The 22,623-nt window shown below is 63.3% G+C and carries 21 protein-coding genes; 9 read left to right on the top strand and 12 right to left on the bottom strand.

Features of this window, described 5'->3' with window-relative positions; all coding sequences use genetic code 11:
• Nucleotides 1–19: 19 nt before the first annotated feature.
• Entirely contained in the window at nt 20–946 is a 927-nt protein-coding gene (locus FHW96_RS17920; RefSeq protein WP_172341942.1) for a hypothetical protein, read from the bottom strand.
• A gap of 193 nt (nt 947–1,139) precedes the next feature.
• On the opposite strand from FHW96_RS17920, the gene FHW96_RS17915 reads away from it, so the two are divergent.
• From FHW96_RS17915 to FHW96_RS17905, 3 genes are read left to right on the top strand one after another with little or no spacing between them, the layout of a single operon-like run.
• Nucleotides 1,140–1,553 carry a DUF6152 family protein gene (locus tag FHW96_RS17915; RefSeq protein ID WP_172341941.1) on the top strand — a complete coding sequence of 138 codons (414 nt, stop codon included), beginning with the start codon at nt 1,140–1,142 and terminating at the stop codon, nt 1,551–1,553.
• A 4-nt stretch (nt 1,554–1,557) separates the two neighbouring features.
• A complete protein-coding gene (locus FHW96_RS17910) occupies nt 1,558–2,049 on the top strand; it encodes a DUF6644 family protein (RefSeq protein WP_172341940.1) in 492 nt (163 codons plus the stop codon).
• 10 nt (nt 2,050–2,059) lie between these two features.
• The gene (locus tag FHW96_RS17905) at nt 2,060–2,524 is read left to right on the top strand and encodes a DUF6644 family protein (RefSeq protein ID WP_172341939.1); all 465 of its coding nucleotides are present in this window, start codon (nt 2,060–2,062) and stop codon (nt 2,522–2,524) included.
• Nucleotides 2,525–2,527: 3 nt separating this feature from the next.
• On the opposite strand, the gene FHW96_RS17900 is transcribed toward FHW96_RS17905, so the two are convergent.
• Both FHW96_RS17900 and FHW96_RS17895 read right to left on the bottom strand, forming a co-directional pair.
• Nucleotides 2,528–3,202: a hypothetical protein gene (locus tag FHW96_RS17900; protein WP_253951045.1), complete on the bottom strand. Its 675-nt coding sequence runs from the start codon at nt 3,200–3,202 to the stop codon at nt 2,528–2,530.
• Complete coding sequence (locus tag FHW96_RS17895; protein ID WP_172341938.1) at nt 3,199–4,191, bottom strand: sterol desaturase family protein; 993 nt, start codon at nt 4,189–4,191, stop codon at nt 3,199–3,201. Before FHW96_RS17895 ends, FHW96_RS17900 begins: the two co-directional genes overlap by 4 nt.
• Nucleotides 4,192–4,365: 174 nt before the next feature.
• On the opposite strand from FHW96_RS17895, the gene FHW96_RS17890 reads away from it, so the two are divergent.
• From FHW96_RS17890 to FHW96_RS17880, 3 genes are all read left to right on the top strand, one after another.
• On the top strand, nt 4,366–5,931 hold the full coding sequence (locus FHW96_RS17890; RefSeq protein WP_172341937.1) for a sulfotransferase: 1,566 nt from the start codon (nt 4,366–4,368) through the stop codon (nt 5,929–5,931).
• Between the two features lie 57 nt (nt 5,932–5,988).
• Nucleotides 5,989–6,366 carry a hypothetical protein gene (locus FHW96_RS17885; protein ID WP_172341936.1) on the top strand — a complete coding sequence of 126 codons (378 nt, stop codon included), beginning with the start codon at nt 5,989–5,991 and terminating at the stop codon, nt 6,364–6,366.
• An 86-nt stretch (nt 6,367–6,452) separates the two neighbouring features.
• Nucleotides 6,453–6,794: a UrcA family protein gene (locus tag FHW96_RS17880; protein WP_371815750.1), complete on the top strand. Its 342-nt coding sequence runs from the start codon at nt 6,453–6,455 to the stop codon at nt 6,792–6,794.
• Between the two features lie 30 nt (nt 6,795–6,824).
• Here the strand turns inward: FHW96_RS17880 and FHW96_RS17875 are convergent, their stop codons facing one another.
• The 9 genes from FHW96_RS17875 to FHW96_RS17835 are packed head-to-tail and all read right to left on the bottom strand — an operon-like array spanning nt 6,825 to nt 17,735.
• Nucleotides 6,825–7,754: a YncE family protein gene (locus FHW96_RS17875; protein ID WP_172341935.1), complete on the bottom strand. Its 930-nt coding sequence runs from the start codon at nt 7,752–7,754 to the stop codon at nt 6,825–6,827.
• 8 nt (nt 7,755–7,762) lie between these two features.
• Nucleotides 7,763–9,523, bottom strand: a complete 1,761-nt coding sequence (gene atzF / locus FHW96_RS17870; protein WP_172341934.1) for an allophanate hydrolase — start codon at nt 9,521–9,523, stop codon at nt 7,763–7,765.
• Nucleotides 9,520–13,116, bottom strand: coding sequence for an urea carboxylase (gene uca / locus FHW96_RS17865; protein WP_172341933.1), 3,597 nt, complete (start codon nt 13,114–13,116; stop codon nt 9,520–9,522). The genes atzF and uca overlap by 4 nt, the downstream gene beginning before the upstream one ends.
• Entirely contained in the window at nt 13,113–13,748 is a 636-nt protein-coding gene (locus tag FHW96_RS17860; protein WP_172341932.1) for an urea amidolyase associated protein UAAP2, read from the bottom strand. Before FHW96_RS17860 ends, uca begins: the two co-directional genes overlap by 4 nt.
• 16 nt (nt 13,749–13,764) lie before the next feature.
• Nucleotides 13,765–14,601: an urea amidolyase associated protein UAAP1 gene (locus tag FHW96_RS17855; RefSeq protein WP_172341931.1), complete on the bottom strand. Its 837-nt coding sequence runs from the start codon at nt 14,599–14,601 to the stop codon at nt 13,765–13,767.
• Complete coding sequence (locus FHW96_RS17850) at nt 14,598–15,080, bottom strand: CopG family ribbon-helix-helix protein (protein WP_253951044.1); 483 nt, start codon at nt 15,078–15,080, stop codon at nt 14,598–14,600. Before FHW96_RS17850 ends, FHW96_RS17855 begins: the two co-directional genes overlap by 4 nt.
• Complete coding sequence (locus FHW96_RS17845; RefSeq protein WP_172341930.1) at nt 15,077–15,817, bottom strand: ABC transporter ATP-binding protein; 741 nt, start codon at nt 15,815–15,817, stop codon at nt 15,077–15,079. The genes FHW96_RS17850 and FHW96_RS17845 overlap by 4 nt, the downstream gene beginning before the upstream one ends.
• Nucleotides 15,814–16,629 carry an ABC transporter permease gene (locus FHW96_RS17840; RefSeq protein WP_172341929.1) on the bottom strand — a complete coding sequence of 272 codons (816 nt, stop codon included), beginning with the start codon at nt 16,627–16,629 and terminating at the stop codon, nt 15,814–15,816. The genes FHW96_RS17845 and FHW96_RS17840 overlap by 4 nt, the downstream gene beginning before the upstream one ends.
• Before the next feature lie 20 nt (nt 16,630–16,649).
• Nucleotides 16,650–17,735, bottom strand: a complete 1,086-nt coding sequence (locus tag FHW96_RS17835; protein ID WP_172341928.1) for a putative urea ABC transporter substrate-binding protein — start codon at nt 17,733–17,735, stop codon at nt 16,650–16,652.
• Nucleotides 17,736–18,295: 560 nt separating this feature from the next.
• On the opposite strand from FHW96_RS17835, the gene FHW96_RS17830 reads away from it, so the two are divergent.
• The 3 genes from FHW96_RS17830 to FHW96_RS17820 all read left to right on the top strand — a co-directional run bounded on the left by FHW96_RS17830 (nt 18,296) and on the right by FHW96_RS17820 (nt 22,530).
• Entirely contained in the window at nt 18,296–20,704 is a 2,409-nt protein-coding gene (locus tag FHW96_RS17830) for a TonB-dependent receptor (RefSeq protein ID WP_371815748.1), read from the top strand.
• 66 nt (nt 20,705–20,770) lie between these two features.
• Complete coding sequence (locus FHW96_RS17825; RefSeq protein ID WP_172341927.1) at nt 20,771–21,643, top strand: sterol desaturase family protein; 873 nt, start codon at nt 20,771–20,773, stop codon at nt 21,641–21,643.
• Between the two features lie 5 nt (nt 21,644–21,648).
• Nucleotides 21,649–22,530: an MBL fold metallo-hydrolase gene (locus tag FHW96_RS17820; RefSeq protein WP_172342014.1), complete on the top strand. Its 882-nt coding sequence runs from the start codon at nt 21,649–21,651 to the stop codon at nt 22,528–22,530.
• Nucleotides 22,531–22,623 lie beyond the last annotated feature (93 nt).

Below are 22,623 nucleotides of genomic sequence, written 5' to 3'. Positions count from 1 at the left end.
CGACAGGGGGGCTTGTCTTTTACGGCTTGCGCGTACCCACCGGGCGCGGGTCAATGGCATAGGCCTCCGGCCCCGGCGGATCCTTGGGCAGCACGGGCTGGGCATAGCCGCGCGTGCCGTCCGGGTTGATCGCGCCCGGCCCCGGCCCCAGATGCGCGGCATCGATATTGTTCTCGTTGCAGGCATATTCGGCCAGCCCCTCGCTGCGGTCGCGGGCATGAACCCATGTGCGGCTGTATTTCAACGGGTGGGTGTAATATTTCGGGTCCTCGACCACCATTTCCAGATGGATGTGATCGGCATCGGGCCGGGTCCAGCGCTCGACAACATGGATCTGATCGCTGACCGGATCGGCGTTTTCATCGCCCCAGACCTTGCCGTCCTTGCTGTCCTTGAAGCCGATGGAGTCGATAACGAAAGTGTCGCCATCCCACGATCCGACTGGATTGCCGAAATAGGCCGGTTCCGGATCGGCCTCATGCGCTCGTCCGTCGATGGGGATCACGCGATGGGTGTTGTACAGGTAATGGAACGCCAGCCGCTTGGGCGTATGCAGGATTTCGAAGGGCAGGGCCGAGGCATTGTGGCGCGGAATGCCGCCCAGAATGCACAGGGCCTCCGGGTCGATCGTCTTGGTGCGCAGGAAAGTCTGGGCCTCGCGCCCGGCAGGCGTCAGCGGCAGCAGGAAGCCCGGCTCCTCGCGCCCCAGATTGCCCACCGGCTTATTGGCCTCTTTGATGCCTTTCCAAAAGCCGGTGAAATCGGGATGGCCATCGGCCCCGCGCGGAGCAGGACCGCCGGGTGGCACATCCTTGGCGAACAGCGCGCCGGCATCGGGCGTGGCGGGGCCGCCGGGCGCGGCGCGGATCTGGCTCTGCGCGCTGCTGCACAGCAAGGCGGCCAGCGCCAGCGAGGCGCCAAGGCGGGAGGATCGAATAACACTCATGTCAGGGCAAGGCTCCGATGCAGATGGCCGGTCTCGCGGCCAGAGGATAGGCCTGCGTGGATAGGCAGGATGGAGCGCCAGCGTCACGTTGGCAGGTCTCAACTGGACTTGAGAAATACGCATGATCCTTGGCCGGGCCGGGCTGATAGCAGGGGCGCCAGACCGTTTCCCGTCTTACTCGAAAGCCCGTTTCATGAAGAAAGCCCTCTTTGCGGCCCTGCCTCTGCTCCTGCTTGCCGCGCCCGCCGAAGCCCACCATTCCTTCGCCGCCGAATTTGACGGGGCCAAGCCGATCCGGCTGGTAGGCAAGATCACCAAGCTGGAATGGACCAATCCGCACTCCTATTTCTACCTCGATGTAGCCGACAAGAGCGGCAAGGTGGCAAGCTGGGCCTGCGAGGGCGGCGGGCCGGGGGCTTTGTCGCGTCGGGGCTGGAAAAAGGGCGATGTGAAGATCGGCGATACGCTGGTGGTCGATGGCTATCTGTCCAAGGATGGCACGCGCCTGATCGACGCGCGGCGGATCAAGCTGCCTGACGGTCGCTTCATCTATGGCGGCACGCCCGGCGATGGCGGCCCCGGCGACGGTCAGGCCCAGAACGGCTGAACCTATGGGTCTGATCGAAGTTTTGGCCCAGTGGCTCTATGACACTGACTGGGCCACCGCGATCCGCGAATCCGAGGTGGTGTTTCCCGCCATCGAGACGGTGCATGTGCTGGCGCTGGCCTTGATGGTGGGCACGATTGCGCTGGTTGATCTGCGGCTGTTGGGGGCGGCTTTGCGCGAGGCTCCGGCCGCCGAGGTCGAGCGGCGGATCGTGCCGGTGACATGGGCGGGCTTTGCCGTCATGGCGGTCTCGGGCTTTCTGCTCTTCGCCTCCGAGGCGGCCAAGATCATTCACAACCCGGCCTTCATCATCAAATTCGCGGCGATGGTTCTGGCCGGGCTCAATGTGGCTTTGTTCCACTGGCGGGCCAAGCCCTTGCTGTTGGCCGTTCCTGTGGGTGGGCCGGTGCCCGTTCCCGCACAGGTTGCGGCGGCGGTGTCGTTGGGCTTGTGGCTGGTGGTCATCGCCGCCGGTCGCGCCGTCGCCTATTTCTGAAAGAGGCGCGATGTTTCATGGATTATATGCCGCCTATGCGGCCACATCGCTGAGTGAGGCGGTGCGCGTGTCGCGCTGGATCTTTGCGGTGTTTGAAATGGTGCATCTGACCGGCCTTGCGGTGCTGGGCGGGGCGGTGCTGATCGCTTCGGCGCGGCTGGCAGGATGGCCGCTGGGCGGGCTGGATCGCGGCGCGGTGTGGAGGGGGCTGCGCTGGGTGGCGCTGGGCGGATTGCTGGCGGTGATCGGGTCCGGCGTGGTGATGGTCGGGGTCAATCCGCTCAAATATTATTTTAACCCCTCGTTCAATGTGAAGCTCTGGCTGCTGCTGGCGGGGGTTGCTCTTGGGCTTGCGGTGGACCGACTGGTAAGGCGCGAGAATGTTCCGCCCATCGTCTGGCGCGGGGCGGGGCTGGCGCTGTCGGGTTTGTTTCTGGCGGTCGGGTTGGCCGGGCGGGCGATTGGCCTGCTGTGAGCTTCAGGTGCCTGCTATGCTTTTGCAAAACAAGGATTTAATAAGCCGGTCCTCCAGTACCCGCCCGATCAGATAGAGCGCCGCGAAGATCCCGGCAAAGACATAGGCCGGTGTGGGCGTGGGCTTTTTGCTTTTGGGGCCGTCCTCGTCGCCATCCTCGCCGTCCGACTTGTCCGGGGCAGGAGCGCCCAGCGCCTTGTCGATGGGGTTCATCGGCGGAACCACCTGTTTTTCGGCGGGTTTGTGTTTGGCCTTGGCCGCCGTGCCGGTGGCATGGGCTGCCGGCTTTTTCCAGTTGTTGATCGCGATGGTCGCCTGCGCAAAGGCGAGAAACAGCAGCGGCGCGAGGAAGCAATAGAGCAGGGCCTTGCTGATCAGGTCATAGCGCAGGACGGAATTTTCCACCTGCAATACGCCGCTGTCGAACACCGACATTTTGTCCTGCGCCGCCGCGTCCTTTTTGCGGAAGGTCAGCGTGTTCTGATAGCGGTTATAGCTGGTGCCGGTCTGGCGAAACAGCGGGGCGAGGCGATCAAAGGTTTCCTCACCCGATTGCTGCGGGGGCAGGGCCACTTCGCCGCGCACGTGCCAGATCCAGTCGATGTAGCGCAAAGCGAAAGGCTTTTCCTGTACTGATCCGGCGTAATCGTCATGCGGGGCCACGGCAGTTCCACTCATTCGGCAGGCTCCGTCAGGGCCGCAGGCGCGCTGCGGCCATATTTTTCCTTCATCGTCTTCCACCCCTCGGTGAAAGGATAGGTCATCTGTTCGCGGATCGACATGCGGCGCCCGCCTTCCAGCCCCAGCAATTCGGCCTCGCCATCGACGCAGGTGCCGAACATGCGGTCGATGAAAATATAGGAACCGGCGTAATTGCTGCGCGTGGCCTCGAAATCCTGCGAATGGTGCAGGCTGTGATGCTCGGTCGTGTTGAACAGAAAGCGCCACCACCGCGGCGAATTGAAGCGCACATTGATATGCTGATACGTGCCGATGGCCAGACCGAAAGCCCCCGCCATCAGCGCCGCGCGCGGCAGGAAATCGAAAAATCCGCCCACGCCCAGCCCGATCAGGAACAGCTCGACCGGATTGCCGACCGCGCCCTTATTGATGTTGAGCTGGGTAATGTAATGATGCACCGAATGGGGCAGCCAGAGCGGATACCAATTGTGCATCCCCCGGTGCATCCAATATTGTCCGAAATCGAAGATGAAAGAGATCAGGAAAGCCTGAACCAGCAGGGGCAGGCCGATGAACCACGTGGCTTTGTCCCAATGCATCAGATCCTGCACCGCTTTGACCATCACCCCGCTGCCGGCAAAGCTGCCCATCATGCGGATCAGCGTATAGCCCAGCCCGACATAGAACAGGTCGGTGGCCAGCTCCTTCCATGTCAGGCGCCAACTGGCAAAGCGCGGGTTCACCCATTCGAGCGCCAGAAGCAACACCTTGAAACCAATGCCGATGCCGATCGCTGTCGAGGCCTTGGCGATGGAATTGGGCGCATAGTACCAGAAGGCCAGCATCGCAAAGAGCATGGTCGGCTGAAACCAGGTGAAGATGAACTGTCTGACCGCGCCGCCCTCGACGCGGGGAATGTTTTCCCAGCCGATGGTGACGGGCGCTTCTGCGCCGATGATCCTCTTGCCTACGCGAACGCCGTCCATCTTATCTCTACCTGAGTCCAGCTTGTAGGAGTGTAAGATGCCCCAAATTCTGGACGCGCGTCATACGTCATCGGGCGTATAAGCGTTCAAAAGAATCGCGCACGCGCGCGCTAGAGTTTTTGGCGAGCCGGGCCTAGGCTTGCCATCACACGGATCGCGGCAAAGGACGGGCGAATGGATCAGGGCGCGGCGGCGCGACAGGCTTTGCGGCGGGGCGACTGGGCGATGGCCCGGAGGCTGGCCGCAGGGTTGATGACGCATTCGCCCGCCGAGGGGCAGTTCGTGCTGGGCGTGGCGGCGGCCTCGACGGGGCGGGCGGGCGAGGCATTGGCGCATTTTCAGCGGGCCGTGATGGGGGACAAGCCTGAAGCATCGCAGGGCGGCGAATATCGCGCCCAACTGGCCCGATTGCTCAGCCTGCTGCGCCGCGATGGCGAGGCGGCGCAGGTTTTGCACGAGGTCGAACAGAACCTGCCGCAGGATGCGCTGAGCCTCGATACGCTGGGCTGCGTCTATGCCCGGCTGGGGCGGCACGAGGCCGCCTTGCCCCATTTCGCGGCGGCGGTGGCGCGTGAGCCTGCCAATCGCGAATATCGCTATAATCAGGCTGTGACGCTCAATTTCCTTGGCCGGGTGGATGAGGCCGATGCGGCGCTGGAGGCTTTGCTCGCCCTCGCCCCGGATGATGCGCGCGCGCATCACCTGCTGGCCTCGCTGCGCAAACAGAGCATCGGGCGGAACCATATCCCCCGGCTGGAAACCGCCTATGCGGCGGCGAAACCGGGGCGGGACCGGCTGCTGACCGGCTATGCTTTGGCCAAGGAATTGGAGGATATCGGCGAGGAGGCGCGCGGTTTTGCCACGCTTTGCGCGGTCAATGCCGGGCATCGGCGCGATCTGGACTATGACCCCGCGCAGGACGCAGCCAATTTTCAGGCCATGCAGGATGGTTGGAGCGCTGTTCAACCGGCTCGGGACGCGCCGCAGGATGCGCCCGTCTTTATCATCGGCATGCCGCGCACGGGTACGACTCTGGTCGACCGTATCCTTTCTTCGCACCCCGATCTGGAAAGCGCGGGCGAATTGCAGGCTATGCCGCTGGCCGTGAAAGCCATGGCGGGGACGGGCGGGCGCAATGTGCTGGACCCGGCAACGGCGATGGCGGCGGCGCGGGGCGATATGGCGGCGCTGGGGCGCGATTATCTGCGGCGGGCGGGGCATCATCTGCGCGGGAATGCGCCGCGTTTCATCGACAAATTCCCCGGCAATTTCCATTATGCGGGCCTGATCGCGCAGGCATTGCCCAATGCACGCATCGTCTGTCTGCGGCGGCATCCGATGGATACGGTGCTGGCAAATTTCCGCAATTTGTTCGCTATTTCCTCGCGTTATTATGACTACAGCTATGACCTGCTCGACATTGCCGCCTATTATGCGGGCTTTGACCGGCTGATGGCTTTCTGGCGTCAGGCGCTGCCGGGGCGCGTGATGGAGCTGGCCTATGAGGATCTGGTGGGTGATCAGGAAGGGCAGACTCGCGCCTTGCTGACTCATTGCGGGCTGGAATGGGATGCGCTCTGCCTCTCGTTTCAGGACAATGTCGCCCCGGTTTCCACCCCCAGCGCCGCGCAGGTGCGCCGCCCGATGTATCGCGATTCGGTGGCGCGTTGGCGGCGGCATGAAGAGGCGCTGGCCCCGGTGCGCGCCTTTTTTGAGCGCGCAGGGATTGCGGTGGACTGATCCAACTACGCCATATCGCGCATGTTTGGGGCGGGCGATGGGGCGCATTCTGCGGCCATGGATTTTGCGCCCGTAAATCTTGCGCTTCGCCTTGGTGCGATTGTGCTGGCCGCCGGTTTCGGTTCGGGGGCCATGGCCGCGCCTGTCCCCACCACACGTCTGGTAACATGCGGGGATCAGGCCTGCCTGATGGTTCGAGGCCATCGCGGGCAGCGTGAGGATACCGTGGCCATCAACGGGCATCGCGTTGCGGTTGAGGGCGGGCGTGATTGGCGGTTGCGCCTGCCTATGACGACCTTGCGCGCATGGTCGGCGCCTTATGCCCGCAGTCTTGCCATCGCCACGGGTGAGAGCGCCGAGCGCGAGGTCAGCCTGCCCATCGGCCTGTTGGGTCATACCACCGATCTGGCCGCGCTGGAGGTGCGGATCCGCTAATCGCTTTATTGTCAAACCCTGCCAATGCGCCTATGAATTTAGGACGGTCGCCAAAAGAGCGGCCCTGAAAAAACATGCAGGAGTGGATGATGAAGATTGTATTGGCGGCTCTGGCCGCCGTCTCGCTTGCTGCCGGGGCCTCGGCGGTGCAGGCCGGAACCCCCGGTGAAAATCCCTTTGCCAGAGACAGCGCCGTGCTGCGCCTCAGCGGGCTGGACCTTGCCACCGTGGCGGGACAGCAGCGTCTGGCGATCCGGCTGGATCAGGCGGCTGCGGCGGTTTGCGGCGACCGGCTTGCTGGCGTGCATCTGGCGCTTGAGGAACAGTCGCGCGCCTGCCGCGTTGGGGTGGCGGCCGATGTCCGCGCCCAGATCGAGCGGCGTCAGGCCGCTGCGACCAGCAAGGTCAAGCTGGCCTCGGCGCGATAAGGGTTGGGGTGGAGCTTGCGCTCCACCCGCTCATTCGCCGGTTTTGGCCCCGATCCTGGCTGGATCGGCCCAGAAGGACAAAGTGTGCTTGTCATGCGCGGTGGTCCAAACCCCCATCGGCGCGTAACGCAGGCCCCCGCTGCCCGCCAGCGGCCCGACGCGGGCGCGGATGGCCAGCGTCTTGGGGTCGATCACCACAAAGGTCTGATCCTCGGTGCTGCGCAGCCAGACTTTGCCGCCGCCGGTGTCGATATCGCCATATTTCAGCACCTCGCCCACCTTGACCCGGCCTGACACTTCGCCGGTGGCAGGGTCAATGCGCGCCACTGTGCCATCGCCCTGCTCCTGAACCCACACGCCGCCTTCGCCTGCGGCGAGGAAACCCGGCAATTTGCCCAGCGGTGTGGTTTTCGTCACGCTGTCGGTGGCCGGGTCGATGCGCTGGATCAGATTACCCTTGGCGCTGACGGCCCAGAGGGCGTTAAATCCAAAGGCAAGGTAATAGGCGCCCGGCTCGGTGGGGATGGTGGCGATGACCTTGTTCGTTTTGGCGTCGATCCGCTTGATCTCGCCCTTGGCATCGCTGGCTACCCAGATTGAGCCGGCGCCCGCCGCCACGTTCAATTCGCCCTCTTTGCCATTGGCCAGGCCGGTGGGGATACTGGCGATCACCTTAGCCTTATGCAGGCTGACGCGCTTGACGACGCCTTCCTTGCAATCGGCAAACCACAACGAGCCATGGGCGATGCTCATGCCCCCGCAGGGGCGTGGGCTGGGCACTTCGGCCAGCTTCTTTTCGGCGGACCAGTGTTCGACCCGGCCCCGGTTGGTGGTCCACACGGTTGCGCCATCCACCGCGATGAAGTCGGCAAAACCGGGGACGGGGATGACCTTCTCTACCGGCTCGGCCAGAGCGGGGGTAGCGATCAGGGCGGCCAGCAACAGGGCTTTCATGGGCATCTCTCCCTTTACGCGCGCGAGGCGATATAGGCGCGCCAGCCACCCAGATCGGTGATGTCGGTGGCCCCGACAATCGCGCGCGGCTCGGCCACGAATCCCTTGACGCTGCTGCCATCGGCCAGTGTCACCGTGCCGATGGCCAGCGGGGCGGGCACTTCCACGACAAAGCTGCCGAATTCGGCCACGCCCAGCTCATAAACCTCAACCTTGATCGGCGCGCCCTCGTCTGCATGGATCAAGGCAGGCTTGGGCGGCACACTGTCGGCCATGGCATAAAGCCGGTAATTGGGCGCGGTTTCAAAGGCCCCGACAAAACTGGCATCGCGGCTGGTCAATTGCCAGTGGAGCGGCATATCCTTGAGATGGGCGCCGACAACGGCCAGTTTCACGGTCTGCATTTTAGCCTCCAGATCGAGCGGTGGGATGGGGGGAAGAGCGGCGGCATCGAGATAGGCATCAGCCACATCCAGCAGCGCCAGATCGCAATCGGCAGGCCCGATCAGTGTGATGCCAAAGCCGGTGTCATTGCCGCGCCCGCCCGCCGGAACCGCGAGCGCGGCCATATCCAGCAGGTTCACGAAATTGGTATAGGCGCCAAGGTTGCTGTTGAGCGCGATGGGTGCGGCGGCCAGTTCGGCCACGCGATAGGTTGTCCCGGTGGTGGGAAAGGCGAGAATGTCGATCTCCTCCCACATCTGATCGGCATGGCGTTTTAGCGCGGCAAGGCGATAAATGCCCTGCCACAAGTCCACCGCGCCGATCTCCAGCCCCGGTTCGACCACGGCGCGCACGGTGGGGTCGATGGCATCGGGATTTTGCGCCAGCAGGCCCGCAATGGCGGCGCTGCGCTCGGCCACCCATGGGCCGCCATAGAGCAATTGCGCGGCCTCCTGCAGCGGGGCCATGTCGATCTCGACGATCCGGCCTTGTTCGGCCAGTTTTCCCAGCGCTTGGGTATAGAGATATTCGCTCTCCGCATCGCCAAAGAACAGGCGCTGATCGCGGCGCGGAACGCCGATGGTGCGCGCCCTGCGGGGGCGGTCGGCCAAAGGTTTGGAATAAGGATCGGACGGATCAAACCCGGCCACCACGCCGTCCACCAATCGCGCATCCGCCGTGTCATCGGTGAACACGGTGATGCAGTCGAGCGTGCGGCAGGCCGGGACAAGGCCCGAAGTGCTCCACCGCCCCTTGGTGGGTTTAAAGCCGATCAGATGGTTGAAGGCGGCAGGCACGCGGCCCGACCCTGCCGTATCTGTCCCCAGCGCAAAGGCGACAAGGCCTGCGGCCACCGCCACCGAGGAGCCCGAACTCGATCCCCCGCTGACATAGGCCAGGTTATAGGCGTTGCGCGGGATGCCATAGGGGCTGCGCGTGCCGACTAGGCCGGTGGCGAATTGGTCGAGGTTGGTTTTGCCGATGCAGATCGCGCCCGCCGCCAGCAGGCGTTCGACCACCGGGGCCGATTTTTCCGGCCGATAGGCGAAGGCGGGACAGGCGGCGGTTGTTTCAAACCCTGCCACATCGATATTGTCCTTCACCGCAAAGGGCACACCTGCAAGGGGCAGGTCCTCGCCCGCCGCCACGCGCGCGTCGATGGCGGCGGCGGCGTTCAGCAGGGCTTCCTCGCCAGCGCGGCTGATCCAGATCTGCGGCTGTATGGCGTCATAGGCGGCGAGGCGGACGAGCACATCGCGCGCCACTTCCACCGCGCTGGTTTGTCCGCTGCGGATGGCGGCGGCGATCTTGGTGGCGGATTGACGGTTCATGCGTGCCTCCGCAGCGCCAGCATCGGCGCGCCCGGTTGCAGGGATTGTTTCTCGGTCATGTAGAGCGCGGCGATGGTGCCGCTGCCCGGACTTTCGATCGGGCATTCCATCTTCATGGTTTCCAGCACGGCGATGGTTTCGCCCGCGCTGACCTCATCGCCCGGCGCGACCAGCAGTTTCCACACGCTGCCGCCAAAGGGCGCCTCGATCAATTCGCTGCCTTCGGGCAAGGTGATGTCGGCGGTCTGGGGGGCGTCCTCTTCATTGAGGCTGGAGACGCGGTCGAACTCGCCCTTGCGCTGCCAATCCTCGCGTTCTTCGGCAAAGGCGGCCTCACGCCGCGCCTCGAATTCGGCGATGCTTTGCGCATTCTCGGCAAGGAAAGCGCGGTAATCGGCGAGGCGGAATTGCGAAGGCTCGATGCGGATCGCGCGCCGCCCGGATGGAAAGTCGCGCCGCCATTCGGCCAGTTCTTCCGCGCTTACCGGATAGAAGCGGATCTGGTCGAAGAAGCGCAGCAGCCAGGGCTTGCCCTCGATGAAATCCTGCGTCTGGCGATGGGTGTTCCACACCTGAATGGTGCGGCCAAAGAGCTGGTATCCGCCCGGCCCCTCCATGCCGTAGATGCACATATAGACACCGCCGATGCCCACGACATTGGGCGGCGTCCATGTGCGCGCGGGATTGTATTTGGTGGTGACAAGGCGGTGGCGCGGATCGACGGGCGTTGCCACCGGCGCGCCAAGATAGACATCGCCAAGGCCCATCACCAGATAATTGGCCTCGAAGATCAGGTTCTCGACCGCCGCCGCATCGGGCAGGCCGTTGACGCGGCGGATGAATTCGATGTTGTCGGGGCACCATGGCGCATCGTCGCGCACCGCACCCATATATTTCTTGATCGTCTCAAGCGTTGCCGGATCGCGCCAGCTCAGCGGCAGATGGACGATGCGAGAGGGGATCGTGAAATCGGCCAGATCGCCCAGCCTTTCCTCCGCCTCGATCAGCAGGGCGAGGGCCGAGGCCTGATCGATCACCGCGCCGTCGAAATGCAGTTGCAGCGAACGGATGCCGGGCACGATGTCGATGATGCCGGGGGCGGACAGCTGCTCCAGTTCGGTCATCAGCGCATGGACGCGGATGCGCAATTCGATGTCCAGCGTGATCGGGCCATATTCGACGAGGATGTTGCGGTCGCCCTGCTGGCGATAGGTGGTGCGGGGGCGACCCGGCGCCTCGGGGGTTTCGGCCAGAATGGGCGAGAGCGCCTCGATGGCGCGGGCGGGGGTGGTGGCAACGGCCTGTCCGGCGGAGAGCAAGGCCTGTTGCGCGACATCGGCGCGGGCGGCATCCTCAATGCTGACCGGCACGAAGCGCAAAGTGTCGCCCGCCGCCAGTTGGCCGATCTTCCACCGATCCGCCGCGATCACTACAAAGGGGCAGACGAAACCGCCCAGCGAGGGGCCATCCGGGCCAAGGATGATCGGCATGTCGCCGGTGAAATCCACCGCGCCGATGGCATAGGGATTGTCGTGGATGTTTGAGGGGTGCAGCCCTGCCTCGCCGCCATCCTTGCGCGCCCATTGCGGCTTGGGGCCGACAAGGCGCACGCCGGTGCGGTTGCTGTTGTAATGCACCTGCCATGATGCGGCGATAATCGTGTCGATGTCGGAGGACGTGAAGAAATCAGGCGCGCCATGCGGGCCATAGAGGACGCGGATCGCCCATTCGCCCGGCAATTCGGGCAGGGCGGCGGCGGGCAAAGGCGCGGTCATGGGGTCGTCGCCAAGGTGAATCGTGTCGCCCGCCATCAGACGCCGCGCGGCATGGCCGCCGAACTGGCCCAATTCAAACGTGCTGCGGCTGCCCAGATAGGGCGCGAGGTCGAAGCCGCCGGCAAACAGGATATAGCCGCGCATACCGCCCCCGCGCGCGCGGCCCATGGCAAGGGTCTGGCCAGCGAGAACGTGGACCGGTTCGCCGCGCGCGATGGGCGCGCCATCCAGCGTGGCGCCGAAATCCGCGCCCATCAGGCAGATGGTGGCGGCTGCGGTGAAACTGAGCGTGGGGCCGGTGTTGGTGACCTCCAGCCCCGCCGTGCCCTCGGCATTGCCGATCAGGCGGTTGCCCAGACGAAAGCTCTGATCGTCCATCGGGCCGGAGGGGGGCACGCCCACCGCCCACAGGTTTTGCCGCCCCGGCCAGTCCTGCACCGTGGTGGCCGTGCCGCCCGAGATAACGCGGATGGCGCGGGGGCGGAACTCGACCTGATCAAGCGCGCGGGTGGAAACCTCGCCGCTGGTGAAGGCGGGCAGGCGCACCACATCGCGCAGCCAGCGCAGATTGGTCTCGATCCCATCGACACGCGTGACGGCCAAGGCCTGCTGCATTGCGGCCACGGCCTCCTCGCGGGTGGGCGCGTGGACGATCAGCTTGGCCAGCATGGGATCGTACCAGACGCTGACCTCGCTGCCCGCCATGACCCATGTTTCGGCGCGGATGTTGTCGGGGAAGGTGACGGCGGTCAGCGTGCCCGAGGTGGGGCGATAGTCGAGGCCGGGGTCTTCGGCATAGAGGCGGACCTGAATCGAATGGCCGCTGGGCGCGGGGGTGGGCGCGTCGAGGAAGCTGTAATCGCCGCCCGCGCCCCGGATCATCCATTCGACCAGATCGATGCCCATTACCTCCTCGGTGACGCCATGTTCGACCTGAAGGCGGGTGTTCATTTCGAGGAAGAAGAAGCTCTGGCGGTCGGCGTCATAGAGGAATTCGACCGTGCCCGCCGAGCGATAATTTGCCGCCTGACCCAGCCGGACGGCCGAGGCGATGAGGTCTGCGCGGACGGAGGCGGGAAGCCGGGGCGCGGGGGCTTCCTCCAGCACCTTTTGGTTGCGGCGTTGGAGGGAACAGTCGCGTTCGCCCAGCGCCATGATGCGTCCCGCGCCGTCACCAAAGATCTGGACCTCGATATGGCGGGCGCGGCGGATATAGCTTTCGAGGAACACCCCGGCATCGCCGAAATTGCTCATGCCAAGACGGGCCACGGCGGCAAAGCCCTCGCGCACATCCTCGTCATTCTCGCAAATGCGCATGCCGATGCCGCCGCCGCCTGCCGTGGCTTTCAGCATTACCGGATAGCCGATCTGCGCGGCGGCTTCGAGTGCCTGCGCCTCGTCCGTCAACAGGTCAGAGCCGGGGGCCAACGGCACATCATGCGCGGCGGCCAGCGCGCGGGCGCTGTGTTTGAGGCCAAAGCTGCGGATATTTTCAGGCGTGGGGCCGATAAACACAATGCCCGCCGCCGCGCAGGCCTGCGCAAATTCGGTGCTTTCGGCCAGAAAGCCGTAGCCGGGGTGGATCGCCCCCGCGCCCGATTTTTGCGCCGCCGCGATGATCGCGGGAATGTTGAGATAGCTCTCCGAGGCGCGGCCTTCCCCGATGCAGATCGCCTCATCGGCCTGCGCCACATGGAGCGAGGCCTCGTCGGCCTGCGAATAGACCGCGACTGAGCGCAGGCCCATCTTGCGCAGAGTGTGGATGATGCGGGTGGCGATCGCCCCGCGATTGGCGATCAGGACGGTTTCAAAACTCATGCCGATACAATCATCCGAACGGGGGTGGGGTTGAAGGCGTTGCAGGGATTGTTGATCTGCGGACAGTTCGAGACGACCACGATCACGTCCATCTCTGCGCGCAGATCGACCGTCAGGCCGGGCGCGGAAATGCCGTCGACAATGCCCAGCGAGCCATCGGCTTCGACTGGAACGTTCATGAAGAAGTTGATGTTTGAAACGATGTCGCGCTTGCCGCGCCCCTGGGTCAGATTGGCCTCAAGGAAGTTTTCGACGCAGGCATGTTGCGATTTCGTATGGTGGCCATAGCGCAAAGTATTGGATTCGCACGAACAGGCCCCGCCGATCGTGTCGTGATATTCGACCGATGTGGCCGCAATGGTCATCATCGCGCGGCCTTCGTTCGAGCGCAGCACTGTGCCTTCGCGCAGGAACAGATTGCCCTGCGCCGAAACCGTATCCTGCATGCTGTAGCGCTCGGCATCGTCGGCGGCGCTATAGAGCAGGAAATCGACCGCCTGATTGCCTTCCAGATCGACGATGCGCAGGGTCTGGCCCGCCCGGATCGTGTGCAGCCATGGCGCGCGGGCAGGGACGATGGCGTCATGGATGACGGCGCCGGTCAGGCCGGCGGTATGGGGATCTTGCGTCATTGTGCCTGCTCCTCGCTCAGCGGCGGACGTAATCTTCGACATTTTCAAAGGCGCGCAGGCCCTCGGGTGTCGCGTTGCGGATGGGGTCTTCGGGCGGCGTGATGGGCCCGCGCCATGCGCTGGCGCGCAAAGGTGTGACCGTGTAATCGGGGCGCGGATCGAGGACATGGGGGCAATTGGCGATGACCACGATCACCTCCATTTCCGCGCGCAGGACCACGCTGCGGTTCGGCGCAAAGGGGCCGGTGATCGGCGTGATCGTGCCGTCCTCCTCAATATGCGTGCCCTTGAACAGATTGACGCAGGGGTGGACATCGCGGCGCGACAGGCCATGTTTGGCAGCCCCCAGCAGGAAGCGGTCGCGGCCGTTGGGATGGGGGCCGCTGTTGGCGCCGTTGCCGTATTTGGCCGCATTGGTGGCCGCGTTCGATGTCCCGGAAAAGCAGTCATGCGTGCCCGCATTATCGGCCTCGATGCTCATCAGCACGCGGCCCATGTCGGACAGCAGCAGCTTGCCCGCGCCCAGATAGGCGTTCCATTGCACCTTGACCGTATCGGCCACATTGAGCCGTTCGCTGGGCAATTGCGCGTTGAAGATCATCAGGCCGGCGCAGGCATCTCCCTTCAGGTCGATCAGGCGCAGGCGGGCGCCACGCGGCAGATGGCGCGTGGCATAGCCGCCCGGCGCGATGGTCTCTTCCCACAGGTGATCCTGCGGCGCGACATCGCGGGGCAGGTCGTCGGCATGGGGGGGCAGGATCGGCATGGATTCGACCACGGTGCCTGCCATGGCGCGGGCATGGTCGCGCGCGGCCAGAGGGTTGGCCAGAGTATTTGCGAGTATATCTGTCATGCTGCCGCTCCCTTGCGTTGGGTTGGGTCGGATGCTGCGCCATCGGCATGAAGCGGGGGCAGCAGGGCGGTGGTGGTGACCAGTTCGAGCTGATGCACACCGCGCACCCGGCGCAGCGCATCGCACAGATCCTTGAGGCGCACGGCGGGGCCCTGCACCAGCAGGACTTCGAGCGACTGGTCCTGTTCGAGAAAGACGTGCTGTGAAGAGATGACTTCGGTGAGGTAATCGGCCTGAGTCTGGGCCAGTTGGTGGCGCACCCGGCCCCGGTCGCCGCGATAAACCAGTGTGATCGTACCGGCCAGCATCTCGTCGGGGCGAGTCAGGCTCTCATGCTTGGCCAGCGCGTGGCGGATCAGTTCGGCGATGAGCTGCGAGCGCGAGGGCAGTTCGCGTTCCTCGACCATCATGTCGAGCTTGCGCGAGAGTTCGGCGGGCAGGCTCATGCTGAGCCTTGCAAGGGTTGAGGGAGGGTTCATGCTTCGGGTTCCTCGCGCGGCCGAAGCGGCAGGTCATAGACCGCCGTGGCGCCAAAGCGGTGAGGGGCGTGGGGATCGTGGCGGCGTTTATCCAGCGCCAGCACACGCGTGCCGAGCGAGAAAGCCTCGCGGATGTCATGCGTGACCATGATGATGGTCAGGCCGAATTCGCGCCACAATTGCGTGATGAGGCCATGCATATCGGCCCGGATGCCGGGGTCGAGCGCGCCAAAGGGTTCATCAAGCAACAGGATGCGGGGGCGCTTGATCAGGGCCTGCGCAATGGCCAGACGCTGCTGCATCCCGCCCGACATTTGCGCAGGATAAATATGCAGGTTGTCGCCAAGGCCCACGGCCTCCAGCATGGCGGTGGCCTCTGCGCGGGCCTTGGTGCGGGCCGCGCCGAACAGGCGGGCGAGCAAGGGGGCCTGGGCGCATTCCAGCCCGAACATCGTGTTTTGCAGCACCGTCAGATGCGGAAAGACCGAATAGCGCTGAAACACCACCCCGCGATCCGGCCCGCATTCGGGGGCCAGCGGCGCGCCGTCCAGTAGAATCGTGCCCCGCGTCGGGCTTTCCTGCCCCAGGATCACGCGCAGCAGGCTGCTCTTGCCCGCGCCCGAAGGGCCGATGATCGAGACGAAGGAGCCTTCGGCAATATCCAGATCGACCTTTTCCAGAACGATCTTGTCGCCATATTCGACCCACAGGTCGCGCAACGAGAGGAGCGTGCTCAATGGTTGGCTCCTTGTGCCCAGGGAAAGCAGCGGCGCGAGCCCCATGTCAGCGCGACATCCATCGCAATGGCCAACAGCGCGATCCACGCCACATAAGGGATGATCACATCCATCGAGAGATAGCGCCGCACGAGGAAGATGCGGTAACCAAGACCCACGTCCGAAGCGATGGCTTCGGATGAAATCAGGAACACCCATGCCGGGCCCAGAGCCAGTCGCACCGCCTGAAACAGGCGCGGCAAGGCTTGCGGCAGGGCGACGCGGATCAGGATCTGCCAGCTTCCCGCGCCCAGGGTCTGGGCCTTGATGATCTGTTCGCGCGGCAGGGCGGCAACGTGCCCGGCAATGTCGCGCAGCATCACCGGCGCGACGCCGATGGCGATCAGCGCCACTTTCGCCGTTTCGCCAAGGCCCAGCGCGATGAACAGGACCGGCAGCAGGGCAATCGGTGGGATGACGGCAATCGCCGTAACCAGAGGCCCCAGCACCGCGCGCACCGGCGGCAGAGCGCCGAGCAGCAGCCCCAGCACCAGCGCCACCAACGTGGCAATCCCCAGCCCGAGGCCCAGCCGTTGCAGGCTGGCCAGCGTATCGGCCCAGAAGAGATACTGGCCCGAAAGCATGTCGCGCTCAAAGATCAACGAGGACATTGCCTGCGCCATCCCGGAGGGCAGCGGCAGGATCTTGTCCGAAGGGTTGGCCGCATGGCGCCCGGCGGCGGCGAAAATATAGAGCAGCACCAGCAGCAGAATAGGAGCCGCGCCCCATAACAGCCTGTCGCTGCGCGAAATCTGACGGTTTACCCAGCGCATGGAACGATCTCCCGCAGGGCTTAAAGTTTGCCGTCGGCGGCCATCGCCATATAGCTGGGGTCGAAGCGCAGCGTGACATGGGCCGGATCGCCCAGCACCTTGCCGCCGGGGAAGGACATGCCCACCGCATCGGCATTGGCCGCGCCCTTGAACAGGCCCTTGGAGAAGCTGAAATCGCGCACGCGGGTCATGGTGGTGACCAGCGCGGGATCGGTGGTGGCCGCCACCGCCGCCTTGGGCTGATCATAAAGATAGGTGGTGGTGAGCTGGTTGTCGAAGACCTCGGGCGTCGATCCGGCGAGCTTGGCCATGGCCGCGCGCGCCGCCTTGCCCTGCGCATCCTGACGCTTCATCAGCGCGACGGTTTCATACCAGATCCCCGTCAGTGCCTTGCCAAGGTTTGGGTTGGCTTTCAGCGTGGCGGTGTCCACCACCAGCAAGTCAAGGATTTCGCCCGGAATATCGGCCGAGGTGAACACCGCCTTCACGCCCGGCTGAGCCTTCATCACGGCCAATTGGGGGTTCCATGTGACTGCGGCATTGGCCTGCGGGCTGCCAAAGGTGGCTACGATGTCGGCGTCGGATGTGTTGATGGTTTTGACATCGCTCATCGCCATGCCGTGTTCGCCCAGCGCGCGGGCCAGCAGATAATGCGAGACGGACAGTTCGACCAGATAGACTGAACGGCCCTTGATCGCGGCAATATTGTCTGCGCCCTTCAGCAAGACGCCATCATTGCCGTTGGAATAATCGCCCACGATGATCGCGCTGGTATCCTTGCCGCCTGCGGCCGGAATGGTCAGCGCGTCCATATTGGCCACGGTCACGCCGTCGAATTTGCCCGCCGTGTACTGGTTGACCGATTCGACATAGTCATTGACTTGGGTGATGTTGATTTTAATGCCGTATTTGTCGGCCCATTTCTTCACGATGCCGGCCTGCTGGGCATAGGGCCATGGCATCCATCCGGCATAGATCGACCAGCCGATGTTGAATTCTTTGCGCGCCTCGGGCGCCTTGGCAGAGGGTGAGCAGGAGGAGAGCAGCATGGTTCCCGCCATCAGGGCGCCTGCCATGGCGGCGGCTTTTCCGATCTTCCTCAACATGGCTTGCTTCCCCTTTGCATCGCAGCAATTTCGCAGTCGAGAGGAAGGCTAGCGCATTATTACCAAATCCCATGTTCGTAATAATGCGCAGAGGGGGCAGGAGGAAATGGGGTTAAACCCTTCGGGTCCAGACACTGCGCGGATGGGGCCGAAATGGGCGGAAATGCCCGATTTGAGGCGAGTCGGACGCGGCAATGGGCAGGATAACAGGTGTTGCGATTCGGCCATAGTGGCGCGGCGCGGCATCGGAAAAACGGGAAGCGGCGCCGGGGTTTGAATAAGGGCGACAGGTTGGGAAATCGCGGTTTTCTGCAACGCAGCAAGACGAGATTTCATACTGAAAGACCGCAGAAATATTACGCTTGACGGCTTAAGTAATATCCATAGCGTTATGAGAATGTCGGCAATGATGCTGCAACGCGGCGATTGCGTTGCCGATAGCCAGATGTGCATCGAAGAATTGAGGGAAGGCCACAAAGTGGTCGCACGATCGCCGCCTTGTCGGGTGGCGAGGGAGAAATGCGTCCGATTGATTGGCATTTGACACAACAGGAGGCAAAGTGACCAGGAAATCGACCCGCAAGACATTGCTCTGCGCCACCATTCTGATGAGTGCCGCTACCCCTGCCTTTGCCGCCGATGCCGATGCGCCGGGCGATGGCGGCGACATCGTGGTCACTGCCACCCGCCGCCAGACCACCTTGCAGGACGCGCCGATCAACATCAGCGCGTTGGGTTCGGACCAGTTGGCCAAGGCGCGGATCGACGATGTGAAGGCGCTGGCCGCGTTCACGCCGGGCATCACGGTCAATGACACCGGCCCAAAATCGACCGGCAACATTGTGATGCGCGGCATTTCCTCTTCTGATTCCAGCGCGACGGGATCGAATTACGAAACGGCGGTGGGCGTCTATCTGGGTGAAGTGCCGCTCTATCTCGATTTCAAGCTGATCGACATTTCCCGCGTCGAAGTGCTTCAGGGGCCGCAGGGCACGCTTTATGGCCTTGGCACGCTGGCGGGCGCGGTTCGCTATATGCCCAACCGGCCTACAACCGACAAATTCACGCTTGATCTCCACGCGCGCGGCTTTGCCCAGTCGCACAGTTCCGATTTCGGGGCCAATGTCGATGCCACGGTCAATATCCCCATTCTGGCCGACCATATCGCGCTGCGCTCGACGGTGGGCTATTATGACAATCCGGGCTTTATCAATTACAACCACCTGCTGAAGAACCCCGGCGTGTCCGATCCGCAGCCGGTGCGCGGCACCACGGCGGCGGACGCAGGGTTTGGCACATCCACCGATTACGCTAACAATTTCACCTTCCGCAAAGGGGTGAATTACGAGCACACCTTCACCACCCGCAACCAGTTGCTGCTGGAGGCCAGCCCGGCTGCCAAGCTCTATCTGACCTATGCCCATCAGATCACCAAGACGCTGGGGCGGCAGGCGACCGGCGCGGGGGTTTTGGGCACGGACAAGTATGAAGGGCCCTGGCGCTATCTGGAGCCGACCACGCGCAAGGCCGACCTGTTCGCCGCTGAATTCAACTTCAACCTCGGCTTTGCGCAGGTGGTGGCCACCGGCGCCTATACCAACCAGAACCTGAAAACCCATGCCGACAACACCGACCTGCTGCTCGATCTGAACTACGGCTATGAGGCCTTCCCGGCCTTCTCCTCCTATAATGACACCAACGAGGACTATCGCCAGTTCAACGGTGAATTGCGGCTGGTTTCATCCCATGGCGGGCCGATCAGCTGGGTGATCGGCGGGTTTTACAACAACTTGCGCAATTACCGGAACTATCAGGAGCATACGCCCGGTTTCGCCAATTTCGCCGGGGTCTATCGCCCGGACGATCTGGAATATATCTCCTTCGTCAACACGCGGACCAAGGAAAAGGCGGTTTACGGCGAGGCGACTTATCACCTGACCGAGGGCTGGCAGGTGACGGGGGGGCTGCGCTATTTCAAATATGACGCCTTTGCCACCGGCGGTACCGATACGCCGCTGTTCGGTGGAGGCCTGATCCGCACGCCTTATCCGCTGATCCAGTTTGACCCCAGCCGCATCCGTTCGGGCAACACCAGCGCCGACGGCGTGGTGTGGAAGGCCAACACATCCTATAAGTTCAGCAAGGACCTGCTGGTCTATGCCACCTACAGCACGGGCTATCGCACGGGCAACGTGAACCGCGTGGCGCCTTGCACCTTCTCGCCGGGCAATGTGCCCCCGGGCCAGAACGTCTGCGCCTATCCCAACGAATTGCTGTACAAGCCCGACAAGACCAACAATGCCGAAATCGGCATTCGCGCCTCGATGCTGGACCGCCGCCTGCAATTCACGCTTTCGGCCTATCATATCGACTGGAAGAATATTCAGGTTGATACGCAGACGGTCAACGGCGCGGTAGGCGTGACGGTCAATGCCAAGGATGCCGTCTCGCAAGGCTTTGATCTTTCTGGTCAATTCCGCATCACTCCGCGCCTGGTGTTCAACGGCACCTATTCCTATACCGACGCTCATCTGACGCAGGACGCCGACAATGTGGTGGTCAGCCAGGGCGTGGCCTATCCGGTCTATGCGGGCGACCGCCTGCCCGGATCGACCAAACATTCGGGCAGCGCGCAGCTGACCTACACCTATCCGCTGGGCGAGGGGCGCAGCATCGAGGCCAATTGGGCGGCGGTGTTCAAGGGCAATGTCTATTCCCGCATCGGCCTGCGCGGCAATGGCGAGGTGATCCCCAGCTACGTCACCCATCGCGCGGCGATCACCTATCATGCGCCCGCCTTTGATGTGGCGCTGTTTGCCGATAATATCTTCGACAAATATGCGATCACCTCGATCAGCAATGATGTAAGTTCATACAACCAGACCCGCACCGGTGTTGTCGAGCGATATTACGCGCAAGGCGTGCTGACTCCGCGCAAGGTGGGTGTGGACTTGCGTTTCCATTACTGAATTTGCCCTGCCGGGTCATAGTCTTGGCCCGGCATCTCTGGACCATTGGATCAGGGTTTGCCTGTCATGAAACAGCATCTCGTCAATCTTCTGCCGCCGGCCACACTGGTCGCGATTGTCTGCTTCTGGATGTTTGGCCCGGCAGCGTGGCTGGCTAATGACTATACGCTGGTCTGGGTCACCTCGATCACCACCGCCTTCGTGCTGGGGCTGGAATTTCTGTTCGAGCGGCACCCGGGCTGGCGGATGAACTGGCGCGAATTTGCCACCGATCTGTTCTATGTCATCCTGGGCGCAACCGTCATCACATGGGTGACCAATGTGGCCGCCGAAGAGCCGCTGATGGCGGCCAAGAAGGCGCTGGGCATTGCCACGCCATGGGCCGGGCGCCTGCCTTTTCTGGTGCAGGTAGTTTCGGTCATGGCCATCATCGAATTCGGCCAGTACTGGATGCACCGGCTGATGCATAATTCCACGCCCTTCTGGCTGACCCATGCGCCGCACCATCATATTACCCAATTGAACGCGATGAAGGGTTCGGTGGGCAATCCTATCGAACTGTTCCTCATCAGCCTGAGCGTGCTGGCCTTTTTTGACTTCTCGCTCACGGCCAAATTCTGCGCGATTTCGGTCAATGCGGCGATCGCCATCTATGCCCATGCCAATGTGGCCGCCAATCCGCCCTTCTTCTATTCCTTCTTCTTCACCACGATCCGCAACCACAGCCTGCATCATTCGGTGCCCTATGAGGATACGCGCTGCAATTACGGCAATTCGCTGATCATCTTTGACCGCATTTTCGGCACATTCCGCGAAGGCGAGGCATCGGTGGTCGGACAGGACGAGCGCAAACGCCTGTCGATCTGGGAACAGGCGGTGTTTCCCTTTGTGCCGCTGGTCGATGCCTATAAGGCGCGGCGCGGTGGACAGGTGTCTTGAGGCCTATGCGCTGGGCGCTGGTGCTGGCGGGCTTGATCGCTACGCCAACGATGGCCGCGCCGCATCTGTTCAAGGAGCGCTGGATCGACGGCACGCAGGATGCCGAACCGGTGGCGCAGGTCCAGTCGCTCGATGGCGACACCTATGTCATCCGCCAATCGGTCAAAACCAATTTCGAAGCGCCGTTTCTTTATCTTATCTTTGGACATGATCGCGCCCTGCTGGTCGATACCGGCGCGCAGGGGGGCGTGATCCGCCCGGTGGTGGACCGTGTGATCCAGGGCTGGCTGGCCGCGCATCACCGCCGGGCGATTCCCCTTGTTGTGGCCCACAGCCACAGCCATGGCGACCATATCGCCGGTGACGCTGCCTTTCGCGAGCGGCCCGATACGGTGGTGGTAGGCACGGCGCCTGCCGATGTGGCGGCCTTTTTCGGGATCGCGCATTGGCCTGACGGCATCGGCCGCCTCGATCTGGGCGGGCGCGTCATCAGCGTGATACCCACGCCGGGCCATCAAAAGGCGGCGGCCATGTATTACGATCCGCGCCTGGCAATCCTGCTTTCGGGGGATTCGCTCTATCCGGGGCGGCTCTATGTGCCGGTCAATTTCATGGATGAGGCGCGGGCCAGCGTGGACCGCGTGGTGAAATTTGCCGCCACGCATCGGGTGCGCGCCTTGCTGGGCGCGCATATCGAGATGACGCGCGAGGCCGGACGCGATTATGGCCACGAGGCCCCGACTCACCCCGATGAACACCCGCTGGAAATGCCGGTGTCGCAATTGCGCGAGCTTCAGGCCGGTTTCAGGGCGCGACTGGACCAGCCGGACACGAGGGCCGTGCATGACCATTTCATCATCGTGCCGGTTCCATCAAGAGATCAATGAATCCCGCAATAATCCATCGATTTTGCCCTCTAAATAGAAATCGCAAACAGTCGGAACTTTGATAGACTCCGCGTAAAGATATAAAACGCAGGA

The organism is Novosphingobium sp. SG751A (assembly GCF_013149295.1).
GTDB lineage: Bacteria > Pseudomonadota > Alphaproteobacteria > Sphingomonadales > Sphingomonadaceae > Novosphingobium.
This window is presented reverse-complemented; position numbering and strand designations above follow the sequence as displayed.